The 24770-nt window shown below is 59.0% G+C and carries 19 protein-coding genes and 1 riboswitch; of the genes, 16 read left to right on the forward strand and 3 right to left on the reverse strand.

Features of this window, described 5'->3' with window-relative positions; all coding sequences use genetic code 11:
* Positions 1–622 precede the first annotated feature (622 nt).
* Entirely contained in the window at positions 623–778 is a 156-nt protein-coding gene (locus GIR22_RS26805; RefSeq protein ID WP_425502942.1) for a PIN domain-containing protein, read from the forward strand.
* A 176-nt stretch (positions 779–954) separates the two neighbouring features.
* On the opposite strand, the gene GIR22_RS22910 is transcribed toward GIR22_RS26805, so the two are convergent.
* The gene (locus GIR22_RS22910; protein WP_154745552.1) at positions 955–1224 is read right to left on the reverse strand and encodes a DUF2790 domain-containing protein; all 270 of its coding nucleotides are present in this window, start codon (positions 1222–1224) and stop codon (positions 955–957) included.
* Positions 1225–1619: 395 nt separating this feature from the next.
* Between GIR22_RS22910 and acs the strand changes: the two genes are divergently transcribed.
* The 7 genes from acs (at position 1620) to argR (ending at position 9504) form a co-directional block, all read left to right on the forward strand.
* Positions 1620–3575, forward strand: coding sequence for an acetate--CoA ligase (acs, locus tag GIR22_RS22915; RefSeq protein ID WP_154745553.1), 1956 nt, complete (start codon positions 1620–1622; stop codon positions 3573–3575).
* A 527-nt stretch (positions 3576–4102) separates the two neighbouring features.
* Positions 4103–4894: an ABC transporter substrate-binding protein gene (locus GIR22_RS22920; protein ID WP_154745554.1), complete on the forward strand. Its 792-nt coding sequence runs from the start codon at positions 4103–4105 to the stop codon at positions 4892–4894.
* Between the two features lie 90 nt (positions 4895–4984).
* Positions 4985–5674: an ABC transporter permease gene (locus GIR22_RS22925; RefSeq protein ID WP_154745555.1), complete on the forward strand. Its 690-nt coding sequence runs from the start codon at positions 4985–4987 to the stop codon at positions 5672–5674.
* Positions 5671–6369 (forward strand): ABC transporter permease, encoded by a 699-nt coding sequence (locus tag GIR22_RS22930; RefSeq protein ID WP_154745556.1) that lies wholly within the window; start codon positions 5671–5673, stop codon positions 6367–6369. Before GIR22_RS22925 ends, GIR22_RS22930 begins: the two co-directional genes overlap by 4 nt.
* Before the next feature lies 1 nt (position 6370).
* Entirely contained in the window at positions 6371–7483 is a 1113-nt protein-coding gene (locus tag GIR22_RS22935) for a succinylglutamate desuccinylase/aspartoacylase family protein (RefSeq protein ID WP_154745557.1), read from the forward strand.
* Positions 7484–7510: 27 nt separating this feature from the next.
* Complete coding sequence (locus GIR22_RS22940; RefSeq protein WP_154745558.1) at positions 7511–8275, forward strand: ABC transporter ATP-binding protein; 765 nt, start codon at positions 7511–7513, stop codon at positions 8273–8275.
* Between the two features lie 248 nt (positions 8276–8523).
* Positions 8524–9504: a transcriptional regulator ArgR gene (argR, locus tag GIR22_RS22945; RefSeq protein WP_154745559.1), complete on the forward strand. Its 981-nt coding sequence runs from the start codon at positions 8524–8526 to the stop codon at positions 9502–9504.
* Positions 9505–9513: 9 nt separating this feature from the next.
* Here argR and GIR22_RS22950 read toward each other — a convergent pair whose 3' ends face one another.
* Positions 9514–14571: a leucine-rich repeat domain-containing protein gene (locus GIR22_RS22950; RefSeq protein WP_154745560.1), complete on the reverse strand. Its 5058-nt coding sequence runs from the start codon at positions 14569–14571 to the stop codon at positions 9514–9516.
* Between the two features lie 300 nt (positions 14572–14871).
* Between GIR22_RS22950 and GIR22_RS22955 the strand changes: the two genes are divergently transcribed.
* The 7 genes from GIR22_RS22955 to astE all read left to right on the forward strand — a co-directional run bounded on the left by GIR22_RS22955 (position 14872) and on the right by astE (position 22673).
* Entirely contained in the window at positions 14872–16092 is a 1221-nt protein-coding gene (locus GIR22_RS22955; protein WP_154745561.1) for an aspartate aminotransferase family protein, read from the forward strand.
* Between the two features lie 162 nt (positions 16093–16254).
* Positions 16255–17274 carry an arginine/ornithine succinyltransferase subunit alpha gene (aruF, locus tag GIR22_RS22960; protein ID WP_154745562.1) on the forward strand — a complete coding sequence of 340 codons (1020 nt, stop codon included), beginning with the start codon at positions 16255–16257 and terminating at the stop codon, positions 17272–17274.
* A gap of 70 nt (positions 17275–17344) precedes the next feature.
* Positions 17345–18370, forward strand: coding sequence for an arginine N-succinyltransferase (astA, locus tag GIR22_RS22965; protein ID WP_154745563.1), 1026 nt, complete (start codon positions 17345–17347; stop codon positions 18368–18370).
* The gene (astD, locus tag GIR22_RS22970) at positions 18367–19833 is read left to right on the forward strand and encodes a succinylglutamate-semialdehyde dehydrogenase (RefSeq protein WP_178122433.1); all 1467 of its coding nucleotides are present in this window, start codon (positions 18367–18369) and stop codon (positions 19831–19833) included. Before astA ends, astD begins: the two co-directional genes overlap by 4 nt.
* Positions 19834–20001: 168 nt before the next feature.
* Positions 20002–21348, forward strand: coding sequence for an N-succinylarginine dihydrolase (astB, locus tag GIR22_RS22975; RefSeq protein WP_154745565.1), 1347 nt, complete (start codon positions 20002–20004; stop codon positions 21346–21348).
* 23 nt (positions 21349–21371) lie between these two features.
* Positions 21372–21656, forward strand: a complete 285-nt coding sequence (locus tag GIR22_RS22980) for a topoisomerase II (RefSeq protein ID WP_154745566.1) — start codon at positions 21372–21374, stop codon at positions 21654–21656.
* 12 nt (positions 21657–21668) lie between these two features.
* Positions 21669–22673 (forward strand): succinylglutamate desuccinylase, encoded by a 1005-nt coding sequence (gene astE / locus GIR22_RS22985; RefSeq protein ID WP_154745567.1) that lies wholly within the window; start codon positions 21669–21671, stop codon positions 22671–22673.
* A gap of 44 nt (positions 22674–22717) precedes the next feature.
* On the opposite strand, the gene GIR22_RS22990 is transcribed toward astE, so the two are convergent.
* The gene (locus tag GIR22_RS22990) at positions 22718–23227 is read right to left on the reverse strand and encodes a 6,7-dimethyl-8-ribityllumazine synthase (RefSeq protein ID WP_154745568.1); all 510 of its coding nucleotides are present in this window, start codon (positions 23225–23227) and stop codon (positions 22718–22720) included.
* Positions 23228–23342: 115 nt separating this feature from the next.
* Positions 23343–23512, reverse strand: a riboswitch (FMN riboswitch).
* Between the two features lie 199 nt (positions 23513–23711).
* Between GIR22_RS22990 and ltaE the strand changes: the two genes are divergently transcribed.
* Positions 23712–24716, forward strand: a complete 1005-nt coding sequence (gene ltaE, locus GIR22_RS22995; RefSeq protein ID WP_154745569.1) for a low-specificity L-threonine aldolase — start codon at positions 23712–23714, stop codon at positions 24714–24716.
* Positions 24717–24770 lie beyond the last annotated feature (54 nt).

Consider the following 24770-nt stretch of genomic DNA (forward strand, 5'->3'; position numbering starts at 1 on the left):
GCGGCTACTTCGCCTTCTTCTTCTTTGTCGAATTCGTCCCAGCTCAGCATGACGTGTCGTCTCCTGCGTGAGGGCCAAAGGTGCCCGTGTGAAACCGGATGGTTGGGTATTCACACGGCCCAGAGGCCGCGGTGGATCTTTAAGGAATCGTTTGTTGCAGCTAGCGCACGCATTAAACGGAATTGGGTTACGGGTGCTCTGCGTGAGACTTGAGGGGCGGAGCGAGGGCTGCTTGCTCCTGCGGGGCCTCAGGTGTGGCTCTTCATCCCACTGTAAAGGGATATTGCAGGCCCGATTTACCCGCGCATTATAGGGAAAAATTCGGGTTTGTGTTGCGGCGGATGGTCACCCGGGGCGACCAAAACCCAATGGTTTTCGGCCAGAGCAAGGGTTTATAAGGGTTTGCTGCGCCAGGATTTTTTTGGCAGGGCAAACGGACTTACCGACGGTCGCCATAGCTTACCTATGCCAGGTTGCGTCGCCAGGATCACCTATATCGAAATGCGTGATGGCAGATCGGTAAGAAAGCATCACCCAAGCATAAGATGTTGGTGGATGGGGTTGTGAAGCGCTGGACGAAGTCTTGCCTTGGGGGGTGGGCGCTGTTGACGCGACAGTCGAGGTGAAGCGCAGCCTCACTGAAGCAGGCCTGGTCATTAGCCAGAACGACACTGCCATTGCAGGGCATGCGATAGCAGCAGGCTGTACGTTGGTGACGAATAACACGCGAGAGTTCAGGCGTGTTGCAGGGTTGCCTTATGAGGACTGGGTGCACTAGACCTGTGGTGGCTGGCGCAAGCTTCTTCGGCAGTAAAAGGTGCTGTTCCTTTTTTGTATCAAGGCTCGAGTGTCAGGGACTCTTGGAAATCAGCAACTGTTTAGGTCGGCTCTTTGCCGCAAGACCGATTTCTTGCGGCGAATAAGATCAGGGTTTAAATCCGACTAACGAAATTACTATCCGTTAGAGCAGCCATTGCCCATGACCTTGTAATTAAGGATATGCCGTTGACCTTTCGAGTCTTCATATTCCATGCGCGCCGGTACCACTTCGCAAACTTCCGGAATACTGCTCATGGACAACACTTTGGCGATGTCCAACTCGGTACTGTAGGTGTACTCCTCGACAACTGCAGTGTTCTGGCTGGCTACGTCAGTCGGGGCCTCGTCGGCCAGGGCGGCGGTGGCGCACAGGCTGCTGAGTGCCATAACTAATAAAACTTTCATCTTCGTTTTTACCTGTTTACGGTCGTAAGGGGGCACGGGGCCCTTGTGAGGCCGCGTGTGTCGCGGGAATTGGAAAGTTCGGATTAACGTGCCTTCGTGGGGGCTGTTGCGTGGTTAATCACAGTGCCTTGTTGGCGGGGTTGATTTTAGGCGTGCGCGTTATATTCATATACCCGTGCTTTTGATAAACACTTTTGGCGGTTTTCGTAACAATCCGGCGGGTGAAGGTTTTTTCATGCGCCGCAAAAGCGCCGCAGCCCGCGGGGTAGAGCGTTATAGATGGGTGGCGGGGCAATATGCCGGGGCTTGTTACTACCATCGTCGAATGGTTCTATAGGGCCGGCCCGGCTACAACAGGGCCATACAACAACAACTATGTCACCGAGGTAAGAAAGATGAGTGCGGCTTCTCTGTACCCCGTTCGCCCCGAAGTAGCAGCCAATACGCTGACCGATGAGGCGACCTACAAGGCCATGTACCAGCAGTCGGTGGTCAACCCCGATGGCTTCTGGCGCGAGCAGGCTCGCCGTCTTGACTGGATCAAGCCTTTCACCACGGTGAAGCAGACCTCCTTCGATGATCACCACGTTGACATCAAGTGGTTCGCCGATGGCACCTTGAACGTTTCCTACAACTGCCTGGACCGACACCTTGCCGAGCGTGGCGATCAGGCCGCGATCATCTGGGAGGGCGACGACCCTTCCGAAAGCCGCACCATCACTTACCGCGAACTGCATGAAGAAGTCTGCAAGTTCGCCAACGCCTTGCGCGGCCAGGATGTGCACCGCGGCGACGTGGTGACTATCTATATGCCGATGATCCCCGAGGCCGTGGTCGCCATGCTGGCCTGTACCCGCATCGGTGCGATTCACTCGGTGGTGTTTGGCGGTTTCTCGCCGGAAGCCCTGGCCGGCCGGATTATTGACTGTAAGTCGAAGGTGGTGATCACTGCCGACGAAGGCATTCGTGCCGGTAAGAAGATTCCGCTGAAGGTCAATGTCGACGACGCCCTGACCAACCCGGAAACCAGCAGCATCCAAAAAGTCATCGTCTGCAAGCGCACCGGTGGCAACATCAAGTGGAACCAGCATCGCGACATCTGGTACGAAGACCTGATGAAAGTGGCGGGCACCGTCTGCGCGCCCAAAGAGATGGGCGCCGAAGAGGCGTTGTTCATCCTTTATACCTCCGGCTCCACCGGTAAGCCCAAGGGCGTGCAACACACCACCGGTGGTTACCTGCTCTATGCGGCGCTGACCCACGAGCGGGTGTTCGACTACCGCCCGGGTGAAGTCTACTGGTGCACCGCCGACGTTGGCTGGGTCACCGGCCACACTTATATCGTCTACGGCCCGCTGGCCAACGGCGCGACGACACTGCTGTTCGAGGGTGTGCCGAACTACCCGGACATCACTCGGGTGGCGAAGATCGTCGACAAGCACCAGGTCAATATCCTCTACACCGCGCCGACCGCGATCCGCGCGATGATGGCATCCGGCACCGCCGCCTGCGAAGGCGCCGATGGCAGCAGCTTGCGCTTGCTGGGGTCGGTGGGTGAGCCGATCAACCCGGAAGCCTGGGACTGGTACTACAAGAACGTCGGTCAGTCCCGTTGCCCGATCGTCGACACCTGGTGGCAGACCGAAACCGGCGCCACCCTGATGAGCCCGCTGCCGGGCGCTCACGCCCTCAAGCCGGGCTCTGCCGCACGTCCATTCTTCGGTGTGGTACCGGCGTTGGTGGACAACCTGGGCAACATCATCGAGGGCGCCGCTGAAGGCAACCTGGTGATCCTCGATTCGTGGCCAGGCCAGGCGCGTACGCTGTACGGCGACCATGACCGTTTTGTCGACACCTACTTCAAGACTTTCCGTGGCATGTACTTCACTGGTGACGGCGCCCGTCGCGACGAGGACGGCTACTGGTGGATCACCGGTCGGGTGGATGACGTACTGAACGTGTCTGGCCACCGCATGGGTACCGCCGAGATCGAAAGCGCAATGGTTGCCCACCCGAAAGTCGCGGAAGCGGCGGTGGTGGGCGTACCGCATGACATCAAGGGGCAGGGTATTTATGTCTACGTCACTCTCAAAAACGGTGAAGAACCTAACGAAGCGTTGCGCCTGGAACTGAAAAATTGGGTGCGAAAGGAAATCGGGCCGATTGCTTCACCGGATGTGATCCAGTGGGCACCGGGTTTGCCGAAGACCCGTTCGGGGAAAATCATGCGGCGTATCCTGCGCAAGATTGCGACCGCCGAATATGATGGGTTGGGGGATATCTCCACCCTGGCCGATCCGGGGGTGGTGCAGCATTTGATTGAAACCCACAAGACCATGAACGTCGCGTAAGGCGGGTTTGTAGGGAGGAGCCCTATTCGGTGTGAGCCGGATAGGGCTTTTTTGTGCACGCCAGATCAATAAATATCGGTTTTTGTTGTGGGAGGTTTCTGAATGTTACCCGGTGGTGCAAATGTGTAACCCGCCGCCCAAACATGAGGCAAAGTGCTACACCCACACCCGCAAATAGCCTGCTTTAGAGGCGCCGGTAAAGAAGTTCCTACGTCAGGCTTGCCGTGCCAGAAGGGTTTGCGAATAATAGGCCCGCAATTTGCAGTGTTAACTGGTTTAATATCTTTTGTCTCTGCATAAAAGCATGAGGCTGTCAATGGGTTTGGGCCGCTTTCTCGGTGCTTCTGTAAATTGTTGTCGCATTGAGGAAATATCGGCTTCCGGCCTGTCGTTAGAATGCCGATCACTCGCTCGCCGTCGCTGATGTTGATTACGTAGAAGCAAGCGACGCTATTTGCTTTCACTCAGTCGCATCGTGGGCCATGGCTCATACTGCTGTTTTTGCCCTATATCGATGGAGTCCCAAGATGAAGAAACTCGTGCTGTTGGGCGCCCTGGCGCTGTCTGTGTTGTCCATGCAAGCCTTCGCCGATGGAAAACCCCTGAAGATTGGTATCGAAGCGGCTTATCCTCCGTTTGCCTCGAAGGCGCCGGACGGCAGCATCGTCGGTTTCGACTACGACATTGGCAACGCTCTGTGTGAAGAGATGAAGGTCAAGTGCACGTGGGTCGAGCAAGAGTTCGATGGCCTGATCCCGGCGCTGAAAGTGCGCAAGATTGACGCGATCCTCTCGTCGATGTCCATCACCGAAGACCGCAAGAAGTCCGTGGACTTCACCAACCGCTACTACCTGACCCCGGCGCGCCTGGCGATGAAGGAAGGCACGGTTGTCAGCGACAGCCTGGATGAGTTGAAGGGCAAGAAGATTGGTGTGCAGCGCGGTTCGATCCATGACCGTTTCGCCAAGGAAGTCCTGGCTCCGAAAGGGGCTACCGTGGTGCCTTACAGTTCGCAGAATGAAATCTACCTGGACATTGAAGCCGGTCGCCTCGACGGTACCGTGGCTGACGCGACCCTGCTGCAGGAAGGTTTCCTCGATACGCCAGCCGGTAAAGGCTACGCGTTCACCGGCCCATCCTTCACCGACGTCAAATACTTCGGCGACGGCGTAGGCATCGCAGTCCGTAAGGGCGACAAGGCAAACCTGAAGCGCATCAACGCTGCTATCGCCGGGATCCGTGCCAACGGCAAATACAAGCAAATCCAGGACAAGTACTTCAACTTCGATATTTACGGCGCTGACACAGCAGCCCAGTAAACCGTCGCAGTTGTCTGTCCATAATGGCGCAAGCACCAGAACCTCTGACGTTTGCGCCATTTTTTCACCCCCTTTTCGAGGACCTGAATCATGTTGAAAGGCTACGGGGCCGTTATCCTCGATGGCGCATGGTTGACGCTTCAGCTCGCCTTGTCGTCCATGGCCCTGGCCATTGTTCTGGGTCTGATCGGGGTCGCGTTGCGCCTGTCGCCGGTGCGTTGGTTGGCCTGGCTGGGCGACCTGTACTCCACGGTGATCCGCGGGATCCCCGACCTGGTGCTGATCCTGCTGATTTTCTACGGTGGTCAGGACCTGCTCAACCGTGTCGCGCCGCTTTTGGGCTACGACGACTATATTGACTTGAACCCCTTGGCCGCCGGTATCGGTACCCTGGGTTTCATCTTTGGCGCCTATTTGTCGGAAACCTTCCGTGGCGCCTTCATGGCCATTCCCAAGGGCCAGGCTGAAGCCGGCCTTGCCTATGGCATGAGCAGCTTCCAGGTGTTTTTCCGGGTGATGGTGCCGCAGATGATTCGGCTGGCAATCCCCGGGTTCACCAACAACTGGCTGGTATTGACCAAGGCCACCGCGTTGATTTCCGTGGTGGGCCTGCAAGACATGATGTTCAAGGCCAAGCAGGCGGCTGATGCCACCCGCGAGCCTTTTACCTTCTTCCTCGCAGTGGCCGCGATGTACCTGGTGCTCACCAGCGTCTCGTTGCTGGCCTTGCGTCATCTTGAGAAACGCTACTCGGTAGGCGTAAGGGCGGCTGATCTATGATCTTCGACTACAACGTCATCTGGGAGGCCATGCCGCTGTACTTGGGTGGTTTGCTGACCACCCTGAAATTGCTGGCCATCTCGCTGTTCTTCGGTTTGCTCGCGGCCTTGCCCCTGGGCCTGATGCGCGTGTCCAAGCAACCGGTCATCAATGGCGCCGCCTGGCTCTATACCTATGTGATTCGCGGCACACCGATGCTGGTGCAGTTGTTCTTGATCTACTACGGACTGGCTCAGTTCGAAGCCGTACGCGAAAGCTTTCTCTGGCCGTTGTTGTCCAGCGCGACCTTCTGCGCGTGCCTGGCCTTTGCCATCAATACCAGCGCCTACACTGCCGAAATCATTGCCGGCAGCCTCAAGGCCACCCCCAATGGCGAGATCGAGGCGGCCAAGGCCATGGGCATGTCGCGCTATAAGTTGTATCGCCGCATTCTGCTGCCATCGGCCCTGCGCCGGGCGTTGCCGCAGTACAGCAACGAGGTGATCATGATGCTGCAAACCACCAGCCTGGCCTCCATCGTCACCCTGATCGACATCACGGGTGCCGCGCGCACGGTGAACGCCCAGTATTACTTGCCGTTCGAAGCCTACATCACTGCAGGTGTTTTCTACCTGTGCCTGACCTTCATTCTGGTGCGCCTGTTCAAGTTGGCCGAGCACCGCTGGCTGAGCTATCTGGCTCCACGGAAGCACTGATATGGAACGTATCGATCACGTGTTGCCCTGGGGGCATCTGGGTTGCGAGCGCCAACTGACGGTGTTCCGTTTCGGCAGTGGCGAGCGCAAGGCTTATATACAGGCCAGCCTGCATGCCGACGAACTGCCCGGTATGCGTACCGCGTGGGAGTTGAAAAAACGCCTGGCTGAACTGGAGCAGCAAGGCGCCCTGAATGGGGTGATCGAGTTGGTGCCCGTCGCCAACCCGATGGGCCTGGGCCAGTTGTTGCAAGGCGCTCACCAGGGGCGTTTCGAAGTCGGCAGCGGTAAGAATTTCAACCGTGATTTCGCCGAGTTGAGCGAGCCGGTTGCCCAATTGCTCAAAGGCCAATTAGGGGATGATTCCCACGCTAATATGTGCCTGATCCGTCAAGCCATGAGCGATGCACTCGATGCCTTGCCGCCGGCCGCCAGCCAGCTGCAGGGCATGCAGCGCCTGCTGCTGAGCCATGCCTGCAGTGCCGATGTGGTGCTCGACCTGCATTGCGATGCCGAGGCAGCGCTGCATATGTACGCCTTGCCCCAGCATTGGCCGCAGTGGCGTTCGTTGTCGGCGCATTTGAATGTGAAGGTCGCATTGCTGGCGGAAGATTCCGGTGGTAGCTCGTTTGACGAAGCCTGTTCGCTGCCCTGGTTGCGTTTGGCCCGGGAATTCCCTGAGGCACAGATTCCCTTGGCGTGCCTGGCAACGACCCTGGAGCTGGGCGGTCAGGCTGACACAGGGCGCGACGAAGCGATTTTTCACGCTGAAGGCATCCTCGCGTTCCTCGCCGAACAAGGGCTGATCAACGGTGAATGGCCACAAGCCGCATACGAGGCTTGCGAAGGCATGCCCTTTGAAGGCACCGAATTGTTGTTCGCCCCCCACGCCGGCGTGATCAGCTACCTGCGCAAGGCGGGTGATTGGGTGGAAGCCGGTGAGCCGGTTTTTGAAGTAATTGACCCCTTGGCCGACCGCGTCAGTATTGTCTGTGCCGGCACATCGGGGGTGTTGTTTGCCGTTGAACGGCTACGTTATGCCCAAGCGGGTTTCTGGCTGGCCAAGGTGGCGGGGCGCGAAGCGCTGCGTCATGGGCGCTTGCTCAACGACTGACCAACTGTTTTTGTGAGAACCGACCGCATGTACAAACTTGAAGTCCAAGACCTGCATAAACGCTATGGCAGTCATGAAGTGCTCAAAGGGGTATCCCTGGCCGCGGCGGCCGGTGATGTGATCAGCATCATAGGTTCCAGTGGTTCGGGCAAAAGCACCTTTTTGCGCTGCATCAACCTGCTGGAGCAACCCCATGCCGGCAAGATCCTGCTCAATAACGAAGAGTTGAAGCTGGTGGCCGGCAAGGATGGCGCGATGCGGGCCGTCGACCCGAAACAGCTGCAACGCATGCGTTCGCGACTGTCCATGGTGTTCCAGCATTTCAACCTGTGGTCGCACATGACGGCTCTTGAGAATGTCATGGAGGCGCCGGTCCATGTCTTGGGCATGTCGAAAAAAGACGCCCGGGAAAAGGCCGAACATTATCTGGCGAAAGTTGGTGTGAGCCATCGTAAGGACGCATTCCCCGGCCATATGTCCGGCGGCGAGCAGCAGCGCGTGGCGATTGCCCGCGCCCTGGCGATGGAGCCTGAGGTGATGCTGTTTGACGAACCCACCTCGGCGCTTGACCCGGAGTTGGTCGGTGAAGTGCTGAAGGTGATGCAGGATTTGGCCCAGGAAGGTCGGACCATGGTGGTAGTGACCCATGAAATGGGCTTTGCCCGTGAAGTCTCCAACCAGTTGGTATTTCTGCACAAAGGCATCGTGGAAGAACATGGCGATCCCCGTGAGGTGCTGGTCAACCCGCAATCCGAGCGTTTGCAGCAGTTCCTGTCGGGTAGCTTGAAGTAATCATCGCTGCCATGATGCACTGATATGGGGCATGCTTCGCTCTGCTTTTAACTGTAGGAGCGAGCTTGCTCGCGAAGGTCGTGAACGATAACTCTGGGGGCCTGATACCCAGTGGAGCTCTCAGGTTTTTCGCGAGCAAGCTCGCTCCTACAGAGAGCGGATCAGCATTGTTTTTGAGATTTGTGTTGGTTTACGGGCTAGCATTGGTCCTTGTCTTCATCACCGTTTTTCGCTTCGGATAGCACTCCATGACCGCCCACAAAATTGGTTTCCTGATTTGGCCCAGCACAAAAGCACTGACGCTGGCGCTGGCTGAGGAGGCCTTGCGCGTTGCCCAGCGGGTGCATCCGGACGTGGTGTATGAACTGTCGTTTTTGCTCGCCGAACCTGCAACCGAAGGCGCCTGGCAACTGCCGGGCGAACCATGGGCCGGCAAGCTCGAAGGCTTCCAGAAGCTGTTCCTGCTGGCCGATGAACCGCCCACCGTGATCGCCTCGCAACTGAGCACTGCCCTCAAACAACTGGTGCGTGCCGGTTGTGTGATCGGCGGTTTGTCGGCCGGTGTGTATCCGTTGGCCCAGCTCGGTCTGCTCGACGGCTACCGCGCCGCCGTGCACTGGCGCTGGCAGGACGATTTCGCCGAGCGTTTCCCCAAGGTCATCGCCACCAGCCATCTGTTCGATTGGGACCGTGATCGCTTGACCGCCTGCGGTGGCATGTCGGTACTCGACCTGCTGCTGGCTGTACTGGCCCGTGATCACGGCGCCGAACTGGCCGGTGCGGTGTCCGAAGAGCTGGTAGTGGAGCGTATCCGTGAAGGCGGCGAGCGCCAGCGCATCCCGCTGCAAAACCGTCTGGGCTCCAGCCATCCCAAGCTAACCCAGGCGGTGTTGCTGATGGAAGCCAATATCGAGGAACCGCTGACCACTGATGAAATCGCCCAGCATGTATGTGTCTCCCGACGACAGCTGGAGCGCATCTTCAAGCAATACCTCAATCGCGTCCCCAGCCAGTACTACCTGGAACTACGCCTGAACAAGGCCCGCCAGATGCTGATGCAGACCAGCAAGTCGATCATCCAGATCGGCCTGTCCTGCGGCTTCTCCTCGGGGCCGCATTTCTCCAGCGCCTATCGTAATTTCTTCGGCGCCACGCCCCGTGAAGACCGCAACCAGCGACGTAACAGCAGCCCGTTCGAACTGTCGTCGGTACCTTCCGAGCGCGGCTGAGTGGCGTTTTTATTGCTCCATCTCTTCCTCGGATACGTCGGGTGAGGGTAACGGGTTCATCTGCGGGTCCAGTGTGACTTCCACCACGCCAAAGTTCACAGCGGTGCGTCGGTAGTAAGTGCGCAGCATGGCGATCGTTGAGGGCGAGAAGGGGTTGCCGTTGAGGTCGAAATCGTCGGCCCAGTCAGGCGCCACTTCAAGGATGTCGGTGGGCAGCTCGGTAATCTGGTTGTCGCTCAAGTTCAAATGATTAAGCGATGGCAGATTGAATGTCCCGTGGGGTACCTCGGTAAGGCCGGCATTTTCGATCATCAACGTGGACAGTCCGGACATCTTGCTGATGTCGGGCGTGATCCCCAGCGGGTTGTCACTCAGGTCCAGGTATTGAAGGTTTTCCAGGCCGCTCAAGGCGTCTGCACTCGTGGGCGTCAAACCAATATGGCTTTGTGTCAGGCTGAGTGTCTTGAGCTTCGGCAGGTTGAACGCGTCGAGTGGAATGTCCTGCAGTGCATAGCGGTGGACCATCAGGGTTTCGGCTTGAGGGAAATGCTCAAGAAAACCCTCGGGTATCGACGTGGTTTCTTCGCCCCTCAGTTCCACCCTTGAAACATGGTTGAACTCGACATTCAGCGCTGGCAGGTCTCCCAGGACCGGGTATGTGGATACCAGTTCATGAACATCTCGCAGCGGCTCATGATTTTCATCCAGTGCCGTTTCCCGTCGCCAGCACTCCTCCAGCAGCGTCTTGAATGCCCTTCGAGTGATTTGTTGTTGCGCTTGTGTCTGTTCGTCCAGTACGGCATTGGTACGCGGGTGGCGTTCGGGGACATCCACCGCCCATTGTTCAAGGTCTGCTTGCAGGCGTTCGTAGTCTGCCTTGAGTCGGATGAGTGTCGCCATCGAGTCATCCAGGCTGCCGGGCAGCTTGAAGATGAATTGACTGGCCTGCTTGCCGGTGTAGGTGGGGTAGAGTTCATGGACCCGGCGCAGCTCGTCAAGGTTGGCGTCTGCTCCGAAGTGTTCGCCAGTGTCCTGGCAATAGCTTTGTATGCGCTCCAGTGTGACGCGTGACAGCGGGTTGCCTGAGAAGTCAAAGGCGTTGGCACTCTCCCCAGGCAGGCTGAAGAGTGCGTCTGGCAGCGCCTGGATCAGGTTGTCGCTGAGATCGGCGCGAGTCAGTTGGGGGCGATCAATCAGGCCTTCGGGGAGTTGGGAGATTTCGGTCTGGCTCAGGTTCAGTGTCTGCAAGTCGGCCATGTGTTCAAGGTTGGGCGCAAGCGTCAGTGGGTTGTTGAAGAGGTCTAGTTTTTTCAACCCGCTCAGGCTGGCCAGGTTTGCACGGCTTTGGGCGGTCAGCTTGATGGCGCCGTTGTGCAGCGTCAGTTCATTGAGGTGGGCGAGCGACGTGACCTCGGCGGGCAGTGTTCGAAGAGCTATATCGCTGATCTTCAGGCTGCGCAATCTGGGGAAGTGTGCCAGGAAACCGGAGGTACCTCGGGTGGAGGGGTAGCTTTTCAATTCCAGGTAGGAAATGTGTTCGAAGTTGGCATTCAGCGCCGGCAGTTCGCCGTATATCGGTTGGGTGAGGCGCAGCGTGTGGCCGTTGTCATCGGGGTTGGCGAAGTAGGCGTCCGCCTGGGTTTCATAGCGCCAGGCGCGAATCAGTTCCTGTTTCCAGAGTAAGCGATTGTGCAGTTCTGCGTAAAACGTCGATTGGGGCAGCGCTAGCTGGGTATCGAGATAGGTTCGAGGGGTGTTGGAGGTCCAGGCCGCCAAGTCGGTTTCCAATTGTAGAAACTCGTTTTTCAACGACTGAAGTGTGCGCAAAGGCGACCCCGGCTGGTTTCGCATGGCGTTCAGCGCATCCGTCACTTCTTCTGGGCGCAGGCTAGGATAAAGGTCGTGTAACCGCTCCTCCAGCGACACTTGCCCGCTGGGGCCGGGTGTGGGTTGGGTACCGCCATAGCCTTCCATGCCTCCCGGCAGGCGCATCAGGTTCGGGTCGTAGAAGGGTTTGCGTATAGGGTGTTTGGCCAGCAGTTTGCCAACCTCTTCCCTAGGCAGGGTATGTGGGCGTAAGGTTTGCCTGAGTAATGGGCCTTGGCCGATATGAAGACCCAGTGCGTCGCGTTGCGCGTCGGGAAGTGCCTGGAGAACGGCCGTGTAGAAGTCGGTTTCTCCGAACAGCGTGCCCTTGTCATCTTCCGGAACATAATCGCCTTCGACCGTGCGCACAAGGATGCGCTGGATCGAGGCTTGAGGGGCGCCGATGGAGTCCCGCACGTTGCCGGTGCGTGTGTAGTCGGTGACCACAAGGCGCACCTGTGGCGACCAGCCCGGCAGGTTTTCCAGTGAGTGCAGGGCGAGCCGGTGGGTGTCGCTGCTCTCCAGCGAGTGCCTGTACAACCCTTCATACGCTCGGCTGATCCTGGCTTCATGGGCAGCCCAGCGTGCGCGCTCGATCAACTGCAACGGCAGGTTGCCTTGATCGACTTCCAGCAGTTCCTGGCTGCTTGCTGTGCGCAATACTTCCTCGGCGGCACTGGTGGGAAGGCCGGGCGCGGTGTCGATGAGTTTTTGCAGGCGTGCGTTGTCGGTTCTCTCCAATCCTCGATAACGCGCGTCAAACAGTGAAGAGCGTTTGTCCTGGGCCTTGGCCGCCAAGCGTTTGCGCAGTTTGGCGGCGCGCACGTGCGGTTGCGTGACGGGGGCGCCGAACTCCTCTTCCAGAAGGGTTTTGCGTTCTGGTTCGTCCAGGGTTTCCAGAAGGGTTTTGAGCAAGTCACCATTTTTCAGCTGCGCTTCGTGAATCTGCACCACCGCGGCGTTTTCGCGGCCTTTGATCTCCCAGAGGGTTTGGCCTTTTGCGTCCAGAAACCGTAGCGTCTTGGATTCAGGCCACAGGGCGGTGTGGCTCAGTAGCCAGAGTTGGGTCTGTGGGTCGGCTTTTTGAAAGAGCCGGGGATCGTCGCTGTTCATTTGGTCGATGAAGTCTTGCAACTGCTGATCGATATTAACGCGCTTGAGCGTGTCGGCCAGCAATGGCGGCGGTGGCTGGCGGTCCATGTAGGTCTTGCGCAGGGCCGCTTCATCGGTCCCGCTGATGTGGCGGGCCTCCTCGAGATGCGCGGCGCTGAGGTTATCGGCGAGCGGGCCCAGGCGGCGTAGGAGGGTGGTGCTATCCCAGCTCAACGGCAGATCAACTTCGGTCACCCAGGCGCCCTTGCCATTGCCCATCACCCGTGGGTGGTAGGCGTGCGGGCGGGTTGGGTGTTGAAGAAAGGCGCTGCCGGAACGTTGTTCGACAGCAAAATGCAGCCCGTCGAGTGGCAGGATCTGTTTGCCCAGGTGGGTATGCAGCCCGTCGCTGTTGGCGCGTGATTCGGCGGTCAGTTGGATGTCGTGGGCGTAGGGTTTCAGGTCGGGGTTCCACAGACGGGTCTTGCCGTCGCTCGTGGTGACCGGGTTAAGCTTGTCGAAGAACGCCCATACTTCCTGGGGCAGCGCCTTTCGTAGCAGGTTTTCGGCAATCGGCGCGCCGACCGCGAACAGGCCCAACTGGATCATTTGCTCAAGGATCGACATCAGATGGCCGAATGCCTGGTTCTTGAGCCCTTCAGCCCAATCGACGATGCCTTCGATGGTTTCTTCGAGCAGTTGAAAGGCGGTATAGCCGAGCATCAGTACGCCAAGCGGCGGTATGAAGGGGGCTGCAATAAAAGCGGCAATTTCGAGAACTGTCTTGGCGATCTTTTGCAGAGTATTCCAGCGCTGCCAGCGCGCCTGGCTGTCGGCGTCTGCGGTGGGCACGGCCGTCACCCGCGCGTCATTGAGCAGCTTGTTGAGTTTGGCCTCATACAAGTGCTCGTACAGGTCGCCGGTGATTTTCGTGGCGAAAAACTGCAGCTTGGGTTCGGCATTGGACTTTTCGCGCCAGGTCGGCCGCGGGTCGCCGGGCACCGGCTTGTGCCAGACGACCTGTGACAATCGATTGTTAAGGTCGGTAAAGAAGTAACCACGGTGTTCATGGTTGACGAAGCGGCTGAAAAACTTCTGGTAATCGGCGCTGCGCAGCTTGGCGGTCAGGTCCAGCATGAACGCTGCGCCGTCGGGGTAGTACTTGAGCGGGGCCAGGGGGTCGTCGGGAATGTACGCCACCACTGGCGTTGCGTCGTGGTGCGACTCCAGGTCGGCGGCAAACAACACGATGCCGGTCAGTGGTGCGGCCATCAGGCTCAGGTCGTGGCTGAGCAGCGCCCTGCCTTCCAGCATCATGCCGCTCAGGCCCTCGACCTGGCCCCGGAGTGTATAAAAAGCCGAGTCACTCACATCCTTTTTCAGGCGCGCCATGTGCAAGCTGGCTTGAGCCTCGGCTTTCAGGCTCTGGACGACCTTGCCGAGCAGTGTTGCCTTGAGGGCCGCGTCTTCGAGCCCGAAAAAGCGCTTGAGGTAGTCTTGGTAGTGCGCGCCGATGTCCAACTCGCGGCACAACCGGATGAACTGTTCGATGCGGATCTTGCGGTTGACCGCGGGCAGTGTGTCGAACTGTCCGCTGACAGAGGGTTGGGTGGTGAAGGTCGAGTCTGGCGCGTAGGCATTTTGTTCACTCTCGGCCGCATCGAAGTTGTGCAGCGCGGCTTCTACCAACGACACGGCCCAGACCTTTGCGCCTCCCGTTGGCACGGGAAGCACCGGTGTGGTCAGCAGCGTATACAGGCGCAGGTAGGTGGCGCTGGCATCGAGTTCAAGACCAAACCGTTGTTTGAGTGCGTGTTGCAGCAGCGGCGTGGCGAACTGTTGCGGCGTCTTGAGCGTTGCCAGGGCGCTGTCCACCTGGTTTTGCGCTGCCCAGCTCGCCGCCGTCGCCTGCTTGAGAGGCGTATGTTGTTGGCGACTGCTGGCGGTATGCCAGTCGGTAAATACCGGGCGCGTGGCTTTCAATGCCTGGCGCTTGGTGCTTGAGGCGTTTCCCAGCCAGTCGGCAAGTGCGCTGTGAACACCTGCCGGGGCGGTGCGTGTGGCCTGTGTAAGGCTTTGAATGAGGAACCTTGGAGTAGGGCTCGTCATGTGGCTGATCCTTCAGTGGGTTGAGTCACTGTTATCAGAACAAGCTTCGTGGGCACCCAGGGCTCAGATAGTTAATTCCTGCTGGAAAAATCAGTCTTGCGTGCCTCTGCCTCTCAAGCCACACACCGTTTAAACTGCGCCATTGCGACGTAATTTGTCGCATTGGCGTAAACCCGTAGAAAACCGGGGTTGGCGCTATAAGAAGTTGTCGCTTGGCGGCAAGGCCGCGTTGAAAACTGTCCTTACAATCCCTGCATCGCCCGCCAGTTCCAGGCAGGCGTTCCTTTTCAGGAGACTCCGATGTCCGTTGAGCAAGCCCCGGTGCAACGTGCCGATTTCGACCAGGTCATGGTGCCCAACTACGCCCCTGCCGCGTTCATTCCTGTGCGTGGCGAAGGTTCCCGTATCTGGGACCAGTCGGGTCGCGAGCTGATCGACTTTGCCGGTGGCATCGCGGTCAACGTATTGGGCCACGCCCATCCGGCGCTGGTCGGCGCACTGACCGAACAGGCCAACAAGCTGTGGCATGTGTCCAACGTCTTCACCAATGAGCCGGCCCTGCGCCTGGCGCATAAGCTGATCGACGCCACCTTTGCCGAGCGGGTGTTCTTCTGCAATTCCGGCGCCGAAGCCAACGAGGCCGCCTTCAAGCTGGCCCGTCGTGTTGCGTTCGATCGTTTCGGCACCGAGAAATACGAAATCATCGCTGCGCTCAACAGCTTTCACGGCCGCACCCTGTTCACGGTGAACGTCGGTGGCCAGTCGAAGTACTCCGATGGCTTCGGTCCGAAAATCACTGGTATCACCCACGTCCCGTACAACGATCTGGATGCGCTGAAAGCCGCGGTTTCGGACAAGACCTGCGCCGTGGTGCTGGAACCGATCCAGGGTGAGGGCGGCGTATTGCCTGCCGAGCTTGCGTACCTGCAAGGTGCCCGCGACCTGTGCGATGCCAACAACGCCCTGCTGGTATTTGACGAAGTCCAAACGGGGATGGGCCGCAGCGGCGAACTGTTTGCCTACCAGCATTACGGCGTGGTGCCGGACATCCTCACCAGCGCCAAGAGCCTGGGCGGTGGTTTCCCGATTGCCGCCATGCTGACTCGCGAAGACCTGGCCAAGCACCTGGTGGTCGGCACCCACGGCACTACCTACGGCGGCAACCCGTTGGCGTGCGCGGTGGCGGAAGCGGTGATTGATGTGATCAACACTCCGCAGGTGCTGGCGGGCGTTAAAACCAAGCATGACCTGTTCGTTTCTCGTCTGGAGCAGATCGGCCAGCAATATGGCATTTTCACTCAAGTGCGAGGCTTGGGCCTGCTGCTCGGTTGCGTGCTGAGCGATGCCTGGAAAGGCAAGGCCAAGGACATCTTCAACGCGGCAGAGAAAGAAAACCTGATGATCCTGCAAGCCGGCCCGGACGTGGTGCGCTTTGCCCCGAGCCTGGTGGTGGAAGAGGCTGACATCAACGAAGGCCTTGACCGCTTCGAACGTGCTGTAAAAAAGCTGACGCAAGCCTGATTCACCCCCTGTAGGAGCGAGCTTGCTCGCGAAGGCCGTTAACGATGACGCGGGGCACCTGATGCCCCGCAATGCTCTCTGGTTCTTCGCGAACAAGCTCGCTCCTACAGTCGATGAAGTTCAAGACCCTGTTTTTTTATTCTGGATTTAAGGAGTGACACCATGCTGGTGATGCGCCCCGCGCAAATGGCTGATCTGGGCGAGGTACAGCGTCTGGCTGCGGACAGCCCGATTGGTGTCACCTCCTTGCCGGATGATGTCGAACGCCTGAGCGACAAGATCGCCGCAAGCGAAGCGTCCTTCGCCGCCGAGGTTAGCTTCAACGGTGAAGAAAGCTATTTCTTCGTTCTCGAAGACACGGCCACCGGTAAGCTGGTGGGCTGCTCGGCCATCGTTGCCTCGGCGGGTTATTCGGAACCGTTCTATAGCTTTCGCAACGAAACCTTCGTGCATGCCTCCCGCGAGCTGAAGATTCACAACAAGATCCATGTCCTGTCCCAATGCCATGACCTGACCGGCAATAGCCTGTTGACCAGTTTCTACGTGGTACCGGCGTTGGTGGGCTCGCCGTGGTCGGAACTCAATTCCCGGGGCCGCTTGTTGTTTGTCGCCAGCCACCCCGAGCGCTTCGCCGATTCGGTGGTGACCGAGATCGTCGGCTACAGCGACGAGAACGGTGATTCGCCGTTCTGGGACGCCATTGGTCGCAACTTCTTCGACCTCAACTATGCCGCCGCCGAGCGTCTGTGCGGGCTGAAGAGTCGCACCTTCCTTGCTGAACTGATGCCGCATTACCCGATCTACGTCCCGCTGTTGCCGGACGCGGCCCAGGAGGCCATGGGGCAGGTGCACCCGCGCGCGCAGATCACCTTCGATATCCTGATGCGCGAAGGCTTCGAGACCGATCACTACATCGATATTTTCGACGGTGGCCCAACGTTGCACGCCCGGATTTCGGGTATTCGCTCGATCGCCCAGAGCCGTGTGGTGCCGGTGAAGATCGGTGAGATGGTCAAGGGCGTCGGTCGTCAGTACCTGGTCAGCAATGTGCAGTTGCAAGATTACCGTGCGGTGATGCTGGAGCTGGACTATGCCCCAGGCAAGCCGGTGACCCTGGACCTGGCAGCCGCGCAAGCCCTGGACGTTGGCGAAGGTGCCAGCGTGCGCCTGGTTGCGGTTTAAAGCCTGATTGAGTGCTTAAAAACAGTGTTTCGCGGGTGGCTGTGACCAGCGGCCCGTTTGAGGAGATAGCATGATCGTTCGTCCCGTACGCAACAGCGATTTACCGGCCCTGATTGATCTGGCGCGTAGTACCGGCACCGGCCTCACCACCTTGCCGGCCAACGAAGAGCGCCTGACCCATCGGGTCGGCTGGGCTGAGAAGACCTTTCGCGGCGAAGCCGGGCGCGGTGATACCGACTACCTGTTCGTGCTGGAAAACGACGAAGGTCGCGTGGTGGGGATCAGCGCCATCGCTGGCGCCGTCGGCCTGCGTGAGCCCTGGTACAACTTCCGGGTCGGCCTGACCGTCAGTGCTTCCCAGGAGCTGAATATCTACCGTGAAATTCCTACGCTGTTCCTGGCCAACGACCTGACCGGCAACTCCGAGTTGTGCTCGCTGTTCCTCCATGCCGACTACCGTACAGGCCTTAATGGCCGCATGCTGGCCAAGGCGCGGATGTTGTTCATCGCAGAGTTCCCGCAGTTGTTCGGCAACAAGATTATCGCCGAGATGCGCGGCATATCCGACGAAGCCGGGCGTTCGCCGTTCTGGGAAAGCCTGGGCCGGCATTTCTTCAAGATGGAATTCAGCCAGGCCGACTACCTGACCGGTGTTGGCAACAAGGCCTTTATCGCTGAGCTGATGCCGAAGTTTCCGCTGTATACCTGCTTTCTCTCCGAGGATGCACGTAACGTGATCGGCAAGGTTCATACCGACACCGAGCCGGCCTTGAGCATGCTCAAGAGCGAAGGTTTCAGCTACCAGGGTTATGTCGACATCTTCGACGCAGGCCCTGCGGTGGAGTGTGAGACCACCAAGATCCGGGCGGTGCGCGACAGCCAGGCGCTGGTGCTGGCCATCGGCACGCCGGGAGACGACGCCACGCCGTTCCTGATGCATAACCGCAAGCGTGAAGATTGCCGTATTACCGCCGCGCCAGCACGGCTGGCTGCGGGCACCCTGGTGGTCGATCCGCTGACCGCCAAGCGCTTGCAACTGGTGGCCGGTGATCAAGTGCGTGCCGTACCGTTGTCCGCTGCCCGGGAGTCGAAATAATGAAGTCGTTGTACATCGCAGGTAGCTGGCTGGCTGGCCAGGGTGAACGCTTCGAGTCGCTGAATCCGGTGACCCAGCAGGTGCTGTGGTCTGGTAACGGCGCCACTGTCGAGCAGGTCGAGTCCGCCGTGCAGGCGGCACGCCAGGCGTTTCCAGACTGGGCCAAGTGCTCCCTGGAAGAGCGCCTGAGTGTGCTGGAAGCGTTCGCCGCCAACCTGAAAAACCGTGCAGATGAACTGGCGCGTTGCATCGGTGAAGAAACCGGCAAGCCGCTGTGGGAGTCGGCGACGGAAGTTACCAGCATGGTCAACAAGATTGCCATTTCGGTGCAGAGCTACCGTGAACGTACCGGCGAGAAGAGCGGCCCATTGGGCGACGCCACTGCTGTATTGCGCCACAAGCCCCATGGTGTGGTGGCGGTATTCGGCCCTTACAACTTTCCGGGGCACTTGCCCAATGGTCATATCGTGCCGGCGTTGCTGGCAGGTAATACCGTGCTGTTCAAACCGAGTGAACTGACGCCCAAAGTGGCCGAGTTGACGGTGCAATGCTGGGTCGAAGCCGGTCTGCCCGCCGGCGTACTGAACCTGCTGCAAGGTGCTCGGGAAACCGGAATCGCCCTGGCGGCCAATCCAGGCATCGATGGTTTGTTCTTCACCGGCTCAAGCCGCACCGGCAACCATCTGCACCAGCAATTCTCCGGGCGTCCGGACAAAATCCTCGCGCTGGAAATGGGTGGCAATAACCCACTGGTGGTGGACGAAGTGGCTGATGTGGATGCGGCGGTCTACACCATCATCCAGTCGGCGTTTATTTCTGCAGGCCAGCGCTGCACCTGTGCCCGTCGCTTGCTGGTGCCTGAAGGCGCCTGGGGCGATGCACTGTTGGCGCGCCTGGTGGCTGTGAGTTCGACGATTGAAGTCGGTGCGTTCGACCAGCAGCCAGCGCCGTTCATGGGCTCGGTGATTTCCCTGGGCGCGGCCAAGACGCTGATGGATGCCCAGGACCTGTTGCTGGCCAGCGGTGCAGTGGCGCTGTTGGAAATGACCCAACCCCAGGCCCAGGCGGCGTTGCTGACTCCGGGAATCCTTGATGTGACCGGCGTTGCCGAGCGCGCTGACGAAGAGTTGTTCGGCCCGCTGTTGCAGGTGATTCGCTACGCTGACTTCGAGGCGGCGATTGTCGAGGCCAACAACACCCAATATGGGTTGGCCGCAGGCCTGCTGTCGGACTCCCAAGCCCGTTACCAGCAGTTCTGGCTGCAGAGCCGTGCCGGGATCGTCAACTGGAACAAGCAGCTGACCGGCGCTGCCAGCAGTGCGCCATTTGGTGGGGTAGGGGCGTCGGGCAATCATCGGGCCAGTGCTTATTACGCGGCGGATTATTGTGCGTATCCGGTGGCTTCCTTGGAGACACCGAACTTGGTGGTTCCGGCAACGCTGAGCCCAGGCGTAACGCTGTAGCCGCTGCCCAGGCACGAGGCTGCGATGCGGTCCGCAGGGCCGCCCCTGGGGCCACTGCGTAGGAATGCCGCACCAAGCCCTTCGCAGCCTCATGCCTGGGCAGCGGCTACAACGGTGTATTCAAGTAATTTGATGCTTATAAAAACAGATGTTCGTGGAGCCGCGCCGATGAAATCCTGTGAAGTCAATTTTGACGGTCTAGTGGGGCCGACCCATAACTACGGCGGCCTGTCCTACGGCAACGTCGCGTCCCAGAGCAACAGCCAGCAGTCTTCCAACCCCAGGGAAGCGGCGCTGCAAGGCCTGGCGAAAATGAAGGCCCTGATGGAAATGGGCTTCGTGCAAGGGGTGCTGGCGCCTCAGGAACGACCTGACGTAGCAACCTTGCGCAGCCTCGGTTTTGTCGGCACTGACGCGCAAGTGATTCAGCAGGCGGCCAAGCAGGCTATGCCATTGTTGGTAGCAAGCTGCTCCGCGTCGAGCATGTGGGTGGCCAACGCCGCCACTGTCAGCCCGAGTGCCGACACCGAGGATGGCCGCGTGCATTTCACCGCCGCCAACCTCAACTGCAAATACCATCGCAGCATCGAGCATCCGACCAGCAGTCGCGTGCTGGGGGCGATGTTCGCTGAGCAGAAACACTTCGCCCATCACGCCGCCTTGCCGGCGGTGGCGCAGTTCGGTGATGAGGGCGCGGCTAACCACACGCGTTTCTGCCGTGACTATGGCGAGGCGGGCGTAGAATTTTTCGTGTTCGGTCGCAGTGCGTTCGACACCCGCTACCCGGCGCCACAAAAGTACCCGGCGCGGCAGACTCTGGAAGCGTCCCAGGCGGTCGCTCGCTTGCACGGCCTGCAGGACGAGGGCGTGGTTTTCGCCCAGCAGAACCCGGCGGTGATCGATGCAGGCGTGTTCCACAACGACGTGATCGCGGTGGGCAATGGTGAAGTGCTGTTCTATCACGAGGATGCGTTCCTCAACACCGGGAAAATGCTCGGCGAGTTGCAGGGCAAGCTCGGCAAACGTGGTGGTAACTTCCAGTCCATCTGCGTGCCCCGTGCCCAGGTCAGCGTTGAAGATGCCGTACGTTCCTACCTGTTCAACAGCCAGTTGCTGACCCGTGCCGACGGCTCGATGTTGCTGATCGTGCCGCAAGAATGCCGCAGCAATGAGCGCGTTTGGCAGTACCTGCAAGGCCTGATCAGCAGCGGTGGAGTGATTGCTGAAGTAAAAGTCTTCGATCTCAAGCAAAGCATGCAGAACGGTGGCGGCCCGGCGTGCCTGCGCCTGCGGGTGGCCTTGAATGAAACCGAACTGGCGGCGGTCAACCCAGGGGTTATCATGACGGCACCGTTGTACGACACTCTGACCCAATGGGTCGACAAGCACTACCGCGACAGCCTGAGTGAAACTGACCTGGCTGACCCGCAACTGCTGATTGAGTGCCGGACGGCATTGGATGAACTGACGCAAATCCTTAAACTGGGCTCGGTTTATCCTTTCCAGATCAATTAAGCGCCCCAGACGAGAACTATTTTATGACCGACACCCTGCAACTTATCCTTGAAGACACCGACGGCACTCAATTGGAAACCTCCTGCACCCGCGTCGCGGTGATCTGGCAGGGTAAGGAAGTCTGGATCCAGCACGACGGCCGTGGCCAACTGCTGATTGGTGTAGACGTTGAAGAAGGCGATGCCGAATACGCCAACCTGCTGATGCGCCCGCTGGCGACCAACCTGATGAGCCTGCAATTGGAAATGGAGCCGGCTGACGTTGGTGATGATGAAGATCACGTCCACGGTCCAGGCTGCAACCACTAAGGAAGCTGATGCATGCTCGCCCTCGGCAAACTGCTTGAACTGACCCTCGCCGGTCGTGAACCGGCGCAAAAAATTCAACTGACTGTCGATGGCGTGCAAATGCGCTGGCTCAGCGAGGGCGCGCTGGAAGTGCGCCCGCCGCAAGCGCGGGACAACGGCAGCGATGTGCTGCTGTCGTCGGGCATCCACGGCAATGAGACCGCACCGATCGAGTTGCTCGACCGGTTGCTGCACGACATCGCCCGCGGCGACCTCAAGCCGCGCGCACGTATCCTGTTCCTGTTCGGCAACCCCGAAGCCATGCGTCGGGGCGAGCGTTACCTCGAACAGGACGTCAACCGGCTGTTCAACGGCCGTCACGAAAAAAGCATCGGCCCGGAAGCCATGCGCGCTGGCGAACTCGAGCAATTGTCCCGCAGCTTTTTCAGCGTGCCTGATCGCAGCCGCTTGCATTACGACCTGCACACCGCCATTCGTGGTTCCAGGATCGAACAATTCGCCTTGTACCCATGGGCAGACGGCCGTCAGCACTCACGCAGGGAATTGGCACGCCTACGGGCTGCCGGCATGGAAGCTGTGCTTTTGCAGAATAAAGCGTCGATCACGTTCACGGCCTTCACCTATGAGCAATTGGGTGCCGAGTCCTTCACCCTGGAACTGGGCAAGGCCCGGCCTTTTGGGCAGAACCAGGGGGTGGACGTGTCTCGCCTGGAAACCCGCCTCAAGCAAATCATCGAGGGCAACGAGCCTGAAACCGAAAGCCTGGACGGTTTGCAGTTGTTCAGCGTTGCCCGGGAAGTGATCAAGCACAGCGATGCGTTCATCCTGCACCTGCCGGCGGATGTGGAAAACTTCTCTGAACTGGAAAAGGGCTACCTGCTGGCCGAAGATGTGGCCAAGACCCGTTGGGTGATCGAGGAGGAGGGCGTGCGGATTATCTTTCCCAACCCTAAGGTGAAGAACGGCCTGCGGGCGGGAATATTGATTGTGCCGACCACCGATAAAGATTTGGCTTGATCATTCCCACGCAGAGCGTGGGAATGATCTTTCGGCGGTGTTGCCTAGACCGCTACAGCCCGTGGCTCATTGCGACGCAACGAACGAATTTTTTGCAAGGTATCGGCACAGGTCTTCGCCGCTTCCTTGCCCTTGTGCACAAAGTGCTCAAAGAAGAAGGTCTGGTGCTCGCTGCCAGCATGGAAGTGATGCGGGGTCAGGGACACCGAGAACACCGGCACTTCGGTTTCCAGTTGAACCTGCATCAAGCCACTGACCACCGATTGGGCCACGAACTCATGACGGTAGATCCCGCCGTCCACTACCAGTGCGGCAGCGACGATACCGGCGTAACGGCCGGACTTGGCCAGCAGCTTGGCGTGCAAGGGCATTTCAAAGGCACCGCCGACTTCGAAGAAGTCGATATCCGATTCCTGGTAGCCCTGGGCGATCATTTCGGCGAGGAAACCTTTACGGCTCTGATCGACAATATCCTTGTGCCAGCAGGCCTGGATAAACGCGATACGTTCGCCGTGGTGGTTTTTGCTTTTGCTGTCAATTGCGGTGGGTTGCATGTTCTGACTCCTGTTTATGAAAAAAACAGGGCGTTATGAATCGAATGGGATTTAAGGGTACGGCTCCAACCCGTCATGCAGGCATGATCGATTGCGCGCGGCCCTTAGGCGTTAATCCCGTTCTCTCTTCATCCGGACTATGACCGTCGGCCCCGGGATCACACCGGGTCTGCTGACCTTGTCGCCGTCCTGCCTGAGCAGTTCGAGGCGCCAAGCGCTCGCGGGCTATGCACATTGCGCGCAATTACCGCCGGTGGGGAGTTGCACCCCGCCCTGAGAACGTTGCCGCCAGAACCCTGGCGGCGGTCAGTTTTTACCATATATGTCGGAAGTCTGCATAGACTGCTTTTCGATAATTACTATTGATTATATTGGTAAGTCTCTTTGTGGGTGCTTGCCTTGGTAAAAGGACTTGATATTCAACTGCCATGCCCGCAGTAATCGTTATCAAAAGGAAATACTCATTCATCAAGAGGTTTGCTTCATGACCGTGATTGACCTTCGCAGTGACACCGTGACCCAGCCGACCCCAGGGATGCTCGATGCAATGGCTACGGCAGCCAGCGGCGACGATGTGTACGGTGAAGACCCCAGCGTCAATCACCTGGAAGCGGAACTGGCCAAGCGCTTGGGTTTCGCCGCTGCGTTGTTCGTGCCCACCGGCACAATGAGCAACCTGCTGGCGTTGATGGCGCACTGTGAGCGTGGCGAGGAGTACATCGTCGGCCAGCAGGCCCACACCTACAAATACGAAGGGGGTGGCGCGGCAGTGCTGGGTTCTATCCAGCCCCAGCCGCTGGAAGTCCAGGCCGATGGTTCCCTCGACCTGGATCAGGTGGCGGCGGCGATCAAGCCCGATGACTTTCATTTCGCCCGTACACGGCTGCTGGCGCTGGAAAACACCATGCAGGGCAAAGTCTTGCCGCTAGCCTATCTGGCGGCAGCACGAACGTTCACCCGCGAGCATGGCTTGGCCCTGCACCTGGATGGCGCGCGCCTCTACAACGCGGCAGTCAAGCTGGGTGTGGATGCCCGGGAGATAGCCCAGTACTTTGATTCGGTCTCGGTGTGCCTGTCCAAGGGGCTCGGTGCGCCGATTGGTTCGGTGTTGTGTGGTTCCACGGCCTTGATCGCCAAGGCTCGCCGCCTGCGCAAGATGGTCGGTGGCGGCATGCGTCAGGCTGGGTCATTGGCAGCGGCAGGGCTATATGCCTTGGACCATCAAGTCGCGCGCCTGGCCGATGACCATGCCAACGCCCAATGGCTGGGGGATGAGTTGCGCAAGGTTGGCTACACGGTGGAGCCAGTGCAAACCAACATGGTCTACGTGCAGGTGGGCGATCAGGCCGAGGCCTTGAAGGCCTTCGCCGCTGAACGCGAGATCAAGTTGAGCGCTGCACCGCGTCTGCGTATGGTCACTCACTTGGACGTCAGCCGGGCACAGTTGGCGCAAGTGGTCGAAACATTCGTCGCGTTTTCCCGAAAATGACAGTGCAGACCGTCTAATTGACTGTTTCTATCACATAAACACGCTGTACCACGT

The sequence above is a fragment of the Pseudomonas karstica genome (genome assembly GCF_009707515.1).
GTDB classification, from domain to species: domain Bacteria; phylum Pseudomonadota; class Gammaproteobacteria; order Pseudomonadales; family Pseudomonadaceae; genus Aquipseudomonas; species Aquipseudomonas karstica.